This window comes from Pseudomonas sp. 05N432, assembly GCF_056396945.1.
This window is the reverse complement of sequence record NZ_JBFTMM010000014.1, coordinates 287360-296864: the sequence shown is the minus strand read 5'-3', so window position 1 is coordinate 296864 and position 9505 is coordinate 287360. Positions and strand designations below refer to the sequence as shown.

3 protein-coding genes and 1 rRNA gene are annotated in these 9505 nt (G+C 58.7%); all 4 read left to right on the top strand.

The annotated features are described in order from the left end of the window. A 5S ribosomal RNA gene (gene rrf / locus AC1DHT_RS17220) occupies positions 1–88 on the top strand; the annotation flags it as partial. Positions 89–242: 154 nt separating this feature from the next. Next, positions 243–3695 (top strand): exodeoxyribonuclease V subunit gamma, encoded by a 3453-nt coding sequence (recC, locus tag AC1DHT_RS17215; RefSeq protein WP_442114541.1) that lies wholly within the window; start codon positions 243–245, stop codon positions 3693–3695. Further along, positions 3692–7381 (top strand): exodeoxyribonuclease V subunit beta, encoded by a 3690-nt coding sequence (recB, locus tag AC1DHT_RS17210; protein WP_427542025.1) that lies wholly within the window; start codon positions 3692–3694, stop codon positions 7379–7381. Before recC ends, recB begins: the two co-directional genes overlap by 4 nt. Next, a complete protein-coding gene (gene recD, locus AC1DHT_RS17205; RefSeq protein ID WP_429539875.1) occupies positions 7378–9465 on the top strand; it encodes an exodeoxyribonuclease V subunit alpha in 2088 nt (695 codons plus the stop codon). The genes recB and recD overlap by 4 nt, the downstream gene beginning before the upstream one ends. The last annotated feature ends 40 nt before the right edge of the window (positions 9466–9505 follow it).

Genomic DNA, 9505 nt, shown 5'->3' with positions numbered 1-9505 from the left:
CTGATCCCATCCCGAACTCAGCAGTGAAACGATGCATCGCCGATGGTAGTGTGGGGTTTCCCCATGTGAGAGTAGGTCATCGTCAAGATTAAATTCCGAAACCCCAATTGCGAAAGCAGTTGGGGTTTTGTTTTGCCTGCGAGAAAGTTCGTACGGCAACATCGGACGGCTCCTGGCTGTCACAGTCACCTGACAATGCTAAGGTTCGGCCCTAGCTTTTGCATTTCTCCAAGGAAGCCCTTATGGCGGACGCCTCGTTCCTCAGTGCTGGTTTTATGGTGGTTCACGGCAACCGCCTGGACGAACTGCGTAGCCTGGTGGTCAGCTGGATGCGGCGTTATCCGCTTGCTCCCCTGGAAAATGAAATCGCTCTGGTGCAGAGCAATGGTATTGCCCAATGGCTGAAGCTGGCATTGGCCGAAGACCCTGAAGATGACGACATGGGTGGCTGTGGCATCGCTGCGGCTATTGATGTGCAGTTACCCGGCAGCTTTATGTGGCAACTTTATCGATCAGTGCTCGGACGTGATGAAATCCCAGCGAAATCCTTGCTGGACAAGGCCCCTCTAACCTGGCGATTGATGCGCCTGTTGCCAGAGCTGATCGATCAACCACATTTCGAACCGCTGCAACGCTTCCTTACTCACGATACCGACCTGCGTAAACGCTATCAGCTCGCTGAGCGGCTTGCGGATCTGTTTGACCAGTATCAAGTGTACCGGGCGGACTGGTTGGAAGATTGGGCGGCGGGTCGCCATCAACTGCGTAACGGTAGAGGTGAGAGCAAACCGCTCACACCGGCCAACTGCTGGCAGGCTGAGTTGTGGCGTGCGCTGTTGCTGGATGTCGGCGAGAAAGGCATGGCGCAAAGCCGTGCAGGCGTTCACCAACGCTTTATCGAGACAATCACTGACCTGGACACTGCACCTAAGGGATTACCTTCCCGGGTGATCGTTTTCGGCATTTCTTCGCTACCCGCTCAAGCCCTGGAAGCACTCGCAGGATTGGCTCGCTTCAGCCAGGTTCTGCTCTGTGTGCACAACCCTTGTCGCCACCACTGGGCCGACATCGTTGCCGATAAAGACCTTTTAAGGCATCAGTACAAGCGGCAGGCGCGCAAGACCGGCATGCCGGTCGTACTTGACCCACAAACCCTGCATCAACATGCTCACCCGCTGCTGGCAGCCTGGGGCAAGCAAGGGCGCGACTACATCAACCTGCTCGACAGTTATGACGATCCCAACAGCTATCGATCAGCTTTTCGCGATGGACGTATCGACCTTTTCAGCGAAAGCCAGCCGTTGAACATGCTCAATCAATTGCAGGACGACATCCTCGAGTTGCGCCCGCTGAATGAAACCCGCCTGCTCTGGCCTGCGGTCGATCTGAAGCAGGACGAGTCGATCCGTTTTCACATTGCCCATAGCGCACAGCGTGAAGTGGAGATACTCCACGATCAGTTGCTCGCGCGCTTCAGCGCAGACCCGCAGTTGCGTCCACGCGATGTGATCGTGATGGTTCCCGACATCGACAGTTACGCTCCACACATTCGCGCCGTGTTCGGTCAACTGGAGCGAGAGGATCGGCGCTTTATCCCTTTTACGCTGACCGACCAAGGGCAGCGTGGTCGTGACCCGCTACTGATCGCGGTCGAGCATTTGCTTAAACTGCCTGACAGCCGTTTCCCGGTCAGCGAGATTCTCGATTTGTTGGACGTTCCGGCGTTGCGCGCCCGATTTGGTGTAGAGGAGTGCGACCTGCCGACCTTGCATCGCTGGATCGAAGGGGCTGGCGTTCGCTGGGGTATGAACGCGCAACAGCGCGCCGGTCTTGGTTTACCAGATGAGCTTGAGCAAAACAGTTGGCGTTTTGGCTTGCGTCGCATGCTTCTGGGGTATGCCGTTGGCAGTGGTCATTCCTGCGAGGGCATCGAGCCTTATGATGAGATCGGCGGGCTGGATGCGGCACTGATCGGCCCATTGGTAGCTTTACTCGATGCTTTGCAGATCGCTCACCAGGAGCTCACACAACCTGCATCACCCGAGCAATGGGGCGTGCGTCTGCAAGCGTTGATGCAGCTATTTTTCCTGGCCAGCAATGAGCATGACGACTATCTGCTGGCCCAGCTCGAGTTGCTCCGCGAAACCTGGCTGGAGACTTGCGAGTCGGTTGGTTTGCAGGACGAACTGCCACTGACGGTGGTCCGTGAAGCCTGGTTGGCCGGTCTCGATCAGGGGCGTTTGTCCCAGCGCTTCCTGGCCGGCGCAGTAAACTTCTGTACGTTGATGCCGATGCGGGCAATCCCGTTCAAGCTCGTTTGCCTGCTGGGTATGAACGACGGTGATTATCCGCGTGCGCAGCCGCCACTGGATTTCGATCTGATGGGCAGCGATTACCGCCCCGGTGATCGGTCACGGCGAGAGGATGACCGCTATCTATTGCTCGAAGCCGTGCTCTCGGCGCGGGACCAGCTTTACATTAGTTGGGTCGGGCGCAGTATTCGCGACAATAGCGAGCGCCCTGCATCGGTATTGATCGGTCAACTGCGTGACCATCTGGCTAACGGCTGGAAAAATACCGACGGCACTAAAGAACTCCTCGAGGCGATGACCCAGGAGCATCCGTTACAACCTTTCAGTGCCCGTTATTTCCATGAAGGCGATCAACTGTTCAGCTATGCCCGAGAGTGGCAGCTGTTGCATGAGCAACATGACAGCACTCAAACCTTAGAGGTCCTTGATGCCTATGTTCAGGAGGAGCCGCTGAGTCTTGGTCAGCTACAGGATTTTCTGCGTAACCCCGTCCGGCATTTTTTCAGTCAGCGTCTCAAGGTGTTTTTCGAAGCGGCTGAAGCGCCTTTGGCAGATGAAGAGCCCTTCGTGCTCGATGCACTGCAACGCTACAGTCTGAGCGACAGCTTGCTTGAAGCTGCGTTGGCTAGCCCCGATCAACCTGAACAGGCTCTGCATGCACAGGCCAAAAGGTTGCAGGACAGCGGCTTGCTGCCGATGGCCGGTTTCGGTGAGTGCTTGCAACGTGAGTTGATCGAGCCGCTACCGGATCTGCTGCAACGTTATCAACAGTTGCTAGCGTTGTGGCCAACACCGCAAAACAGTGCTTTGCCGGTGACGCTTCAATTGCAGGGAGTGAGCCTGGAAGGCTGGCTCAGCGGTCTCCATCAACGCAGCGATGGCGGGTTGCTGGCTGTCACTACGATCCCCAACAGCATTGGTTCGATCAAGACCCGCAAGTGGCATCGTTTGACTCGTCCTTGGGTTAATCACCTGGTGGCTTGCGCGAGCGGCTTGTCGATGACTACGGGGTTGGTGGCCAGTGACGATACCTTGCTGCTTGCCCCTATCGAGCAAGATGCCGCGCTGAAAACCCTGGGCAATCTGTTACAGGCCTGGCAATCAGGTATGCGCCAGCCATTGCCCGTAGCGGTAAAAACGGCTTTCGCCTGGCTGGGGCAGACTGATCCGCTCAAAGCCGAGGCTGCCGCTCGCAAGGCCTATGAGGGCGACGGTCAGACCACCGATGGTGAGCGCCGCGAAAGTCCTGCACTGGCTCGCCAGTTTGCCGATTACAACGCCTTGATTGCCGACGAAACCTTTGTCGATTGGTGTGACGCGCTCTACCGTCCGCTGTTCGAAGCCCCTTGGCGTTCATTGACCAGTGAGGAGTCGCACTCATGACGGCGAAAGTCCCTCTGGCATTAGCCTTCCCGCTTCGCGGTAGTCAACTGATCGAAGCCAGTGCCGGCACCGGTAAGACGTTCACTATTTCCGCCCTCTATCTGCGCCTGGTGCTTGGTCACGGTGACGAGTCTGCCGGTTTTGGTCGTGAACTCCTGCCACCGCAAATCCTCGTGGTGACCTTTACTGATGCCGCGACCAAGGAGTTGCGTGAACGGATCCGTACACGTCTTGCCGAGGCCGCGCGGTTTTTCCGCGACGAAACGCCAGCGCCCGATAGCCTGATTGCCGAGTTACGGGGGCAGTTCAGTCCCGAACAGTGGTCCGGCTGTGCGAACCGTTTGGACATCGCCGCACAGTGGATGGATGAGGCGGCAGTTTCGACGATTCACAGTTGGTGCCAACGGATGCTGCGCGAGCACGCGTTTGACAGTGGCAGTCTGTTCACCCAAACCCTTGAAGTAGATCACAGCGATTTGCTCGGTGAAGTTCTGCGCGATTACTGGCGACTGTTTTGCTACCCGATGCAAGGTGATGCGCTGAACTGGGTTCGCAGCCATTGGGGCGGCCCGGCTGCCTTGTTGCCACGGGTACGCGGGTTGTTTGCCAGTGAGCGTGATAGCGCTGAAGGGAAAGAGCCTGCCGAGCTGATCACGGAGTGCCTGCAAGCTCGACGTGATGCGTTGCTGGAGCTCAAGGCGCCTTGGCGACAATGGGCGCAGGAGTTGCGTGAGATCTGTCTGCAAGGCGTCGCCAGCAAGTCTGTCGACGGGCGCAAGATGCAAGCGCGTTACTTCGAGCCCTGGTTCGAGAAAATCAGCGCCTGGGCCGAGGATGACAGCCTTGAACAACTGGATATCGGCACCGGCTTCAATCGTTTGACACCCGATGGCATGGCTGAGGCCTGGAAAGGTCAGGCTCCATGTCACCCCGGCCTGGACGCCATGCCCGGCCTGAAAGCCAGTCTCGATGCATTGCCGACTCCGGATGCCGCAGTCCTGAAACATGCCGCACAGTGGGTGGGGGCGCGTTTTGAAGAAGAGAAACGTCGGCGTGCTGAAATGGGTTTCGACGACATGTTGCTCAGGCTCGATGCTGCATTACGAGCCGAGGGTGGCGAGCGTCTGGCGACGTTGATCCGCGAGCAGTTTCCCGTCGCGTTGATCGACGAATTCCAGGACACCGACCCGGTACAGTACCGGATCTTCGAGAGCATCTATCGCATCGAAGATAACAGTCCGGAATGTGGGCTGTTTCTGATCGGCGACCCTAAACAGGCGATCTATGCCTTCCGTGGCGCCGATATCTATACCTACTTGCGCGCGCGCCAGGCAACGACTGGTCGCTTGCATACCCTGGGCACCAACTTCCGTTCCAGTCACGGGATGGTTGATGCGGTGAACCACGTGTTCCAGCGTGCAGAAGTCCGTGAGCAGGGGCGTGGAGCGTTTCTGTTTCGCGAAAAAAACGGCGAAAACCCGGTTCCATTTCTGCCAGTCGAATCTCAAGGCCGCAAAGAGTCTTTGCAGATCAACGGTCAGGCCGTCCCCGCGCTGAATATCTGGCAACTGTCCAGCGAGCAACCATTGTCCGGTGTTGTGTACAGACAGCAACTGGCTGCGGCTTGCGCCAGTGAAATTACGGCGTTGCTCAATGGCGGTCAGCAGGGGCGTGTGGGTTTTGTCCGGGGGGCAGAGGATCTACAGGGGTTGCTACCGGCGGATATCGCGATTCTGGTGCGCGATGGTAAAGAGGCCCAGGCAGTACGTAACGAGTTGTCCGCGCGAGGCGTGCGCAGTGTTTATCTATCGGACAAGGACTCGGTGTTTGCGGCCCAGGAGGCTCACGACCTGTTGAGTTGGCTAAAGGCCTGCGCCGAGCCGGATGTCGAGCGACCACTGCGTGCAGCGCTGGCCAGCATCACCTTGAACCTGTCCCTGACAGAACTGGAGCGCTTGAACCAGGATGAGCTGGCCTGGGAGAAGCGCGTCATGCAGTTTCGCGAGTATCGGGTGATCTGGCGCAGTCAGGGAATCCTGCCAATGCTGCGCCGGTTGCTGCATGATTTCGACCTGCCTCAGGCCTTGATTGCCCGAAGCGATGGTGAGCGGGTACTGACCAACCTGCTGCATCTCTCGGAGTTGTTGCAACAAGCTGCCACCGAGCTCGATGGCGAGCAAGCCCTGATTCGTCATTTGTCTGAGCATCTGGCGTTGTCCGGGCAGGCCGGCGAAGAGCAGATTCTGCGTTTGGAAAGCGATGAGCAACTGGTCAAGGTAGTGACCATCCACAAGTCCAAAGGCCTTGAGTATCCGTTGGTTTTTCTGCCGTTCATCTGTTCGGCAAAACCGGTGGACGGCAGTCGCTTGCCGATGCACTACCACGACGCGAACGGGCAAGCCCAGATAACGTTGAGCCCAACCCCTGAGTTGATTGCCCTGGCGGACGATGAGCGCCTGGCTGAAGACTTGCGTCTGCTCTATGTGGCCTCGACCCGAGCCCAGCATGCTTGCTGGCTGGGTGTCACCGACCTCAAACGCGGTAATAACAACAGCTCGGTGCTGCACCTGTCGGCATTGGGCTATCTGCTGGGTGGCGGCGAAAAACTGGCCGAATCGACGGCGCTGAAGCGTTGGCTGGAAGACTTGCAGCAAAACTGCAGCGCATTGAGCTATGGCGAGATGCCTGAAGCCACAACCGAACGTTTTCTCCCGCCACGCAATGAGGCAACGTTGCTCGCACCACTGATACCGAAGCGCAAGGCGGCCGAGAACTGGTGGATCGCCTCCTACAGTGCGTTGCGCATAGGCGATAGCCTTAGCGCCGGCAACGACGAGGCGCCGGAAAGCCCGCAAGCGCAAAAGCTTTTCGACGACGAGCGACTTGATCCCGAGGCGCCACGCGAAGTGCTCGCCAGCGGTGGTGATATCCACCGCTTCCCACGYGGGCCGAATCCCGGGACTTTTCTCCATGGATTATTGGAGTGGGCGGGCGACGAAGGTTTCGCCGCAGACCCGAAATCCATCGAAAACGCCATTGCGCGCCGCTGCAACCGCCGTGGCTGGGAGGGCTGGATAAATACCCTAAGCGACTGGCTGCAGCATTTGTTACAAGCGCCATTACGCATCGGAGCCGAGCAACCACCCGTGGTGTTCGAGCAACTGACCGAGTACCGGGTCGAGATGGAGTTCTGGTTTGCCAGCCATAAAGTCGATGTATTGAAGCTCGACGAGCTGGTGCGCCAATTCACCCATGCCGGCGCTTCTCGTGTCGTTGCCGAGCCCGTACTGCTGAATGGCATGTTCAAAGGCTTTATCGACCTGACGTTCGAGCACGCGGGGCGTTACTACGTTGCGGATTACAAGTCCAACTGGCTCGGTGCTGACGATTCGGCCTATACCGAGCAGGCCATGGAACAGTCGATGCTCGATCATCGCTACGACCTGCAATATGTGTTGTATCTACTGGCGCTGCATCGCCAACTAAAGGCACGACTCGCTGATTACGATTACGATCGGCACATGGGCGGCGCCTTGTACCTGTTCCTGCGGGGCACTCGGGGCCCCAGCCAAGGCGTGTATTTCACCCGTCCGCCACGGGAGTTGATCGAGCGTCTGGACCGGCTGTTCCAGGGAAAACCAGAACCCAAGCCTGAACCGGCCTGGGAGCAGGGTGTATTGCTATGAGCCGTTCCTTTGCTGATTTGTTACCCACGCCGTTGACGGCCGAGAGCCTTGCGCAACTGACGCCGCTGAGCCGCGCCGATGACCTGCTGCTGTTACTCGAGCGCTGGGTCGAGCGTGGCTGGCTTCGGGCGCTGGACAAAGCCTTTGTCGCCTTCCTCCACGAACTGGCACCTGATGGCGATCCGCTGGTGTTGCTGGCGGCAGCCTTGACCAGCCATCAACTGGGACACGGGCACGTGTGTCTTGATCTGTTCGAGACGCTCAAGGAACCGGACTTCGCGCTTTCCCTGCCACCGGAAGGCGATCTGCAGACCGGAACCCTGTTGTTGCCATCGCAATTGCTTGAAGCATTGGAGGGAGCGCACTGGTGCAAGGTCCTGGCGTCCAGCAGCCTTGTGGCGCTGGCTGCCGATGGGCGTGACGAAACACAGCAGCGCCCATTGGTTTTGTCCGGCAAGCGACTGTATTTACGCCGTTACTGGACGTACGAACGGCGCATCGACAATGCACTGCGCCAACGACTTATCGTCCATGAACCAACACCTGATGACCTGTCCGAACGCCTGAGTGGCCTGTTTGGCCTGGCCAGTTCCAGCACGCAGATCGATTGGCAAAAACTCGCCTGTGCCCTGGCCACTCGCGGTGCATTCAGCATTGTTACGGGGGGGCCGGGAACCGGTAAAACCACCACGGTTGTGCGTTTGCTGGCCTTGCTCCAGGCGCCAGCCGTGGAGGCGGGCAAGCCACTGCGGATTCGACTTGCCGCCCCCACGGGCAAGGCCGCCGCGCGGCTGACAGAGTCCATCAGCCAGCAAGTTCGCACACTGCAGGTCGCCGAGAGCGTCAGGGACAAAATCCCCTCTGACGTGACCACGGTCCACCGTCTGCTCGGCAGCCGGCCGGGAACCCGGCATTTCCGCCATCACGCCGGCAATCGCCTGCCGTTGGATGTGCTGGTGGTCGACGAAGCCTCGATGATCGATCTGGAGATGATGGCCAACCTGCTTGATGCATTACCGACGCATGCCCGGTTGGTCTTGCTTGGTGACAAGGATCAGTTGGCGTCGGTGGAGGCCGGGGCCGTACTCGGTGATCTGTGCCGCGATGCCGAGGCCGGTTGGTACAGTCCGCAGACCCGTGACTGGCTGGAGGCCGTCAGTGGTGAAAAACTCGGTTCCAGTGGCCTGCAGGAAGATACCGACGCCAGTCACCCGCTGGCCCAGCAGGTCGTGATGCTGCGTCATTCGCGGCGATTTGGCGAAGGCAGCGGCATTGGTCAACTGGCGCGCCGGGTCAATCAGCAACAGGCCGATGAGGCCCGCAAGCTGCTGGCTGCCCGCAGTCATGCCGATCTTTTTTCGCTGGCTCTCAAGGGAGAGCAGGACAGGGCGCTGGAGCGGCTATTGCTCGAAGGCCAGGGCGAAGGTCCGCAGGGATATCGACATTACCTGAGTCTTTTGCGCAACCAGCGTCCGTCCTTCAACTCACTTCCCGACGATCCGTGCTGGGTCGAGTGGGCGCGCAATGTCTTGCAAGCCTTCGACGCTTTCCAGTTGCTGTGCGCCGTGCGCAAGGGACCATGGGGTGTCGAGGGGTTGAATCAGCGGATTACCGGTGCGTTGCTCAAGGCGCGGCTGATCGACAGTGATCAGCAGTGGTACGAAGGGCGTCCGGTGCTGATGACGCGCAACGATTATGGCCTGGGCTTGATGAACGGCGACATCGGTATCGCGCTCAAATTGCCTGAGCGCGATGGCCTGGAGGGCGGACGCCAAGTGTTGCGCGTCGCATTTGCGCGTAACGATGGTCAGGGCGGTGTGAGGTTTGTTCTGCCCAGCCGACTCAATGACGTGGAAACCGTCTACGCCATGACCGTGCACAAATCCCAAGGCTCTGAATTCGCCCATACGGCGTTGATCCTGCCCGATGCGCTGAACCCGGTGCTGACCAAGGAGCTGATCTACACCGGAATCACTCGCGCCAAGGACTGGTTTAGCCTGATCGAACCACGGACCGGGATTTTCGAAGAGGCCGTACGACGCAAGGTCAAGCGCTTGAGCGGGTTGATGCTGGAATTGGGATGAGCGGGTGCAGTGCGGTGGCGAGAGGATTTGACCTTTCGCC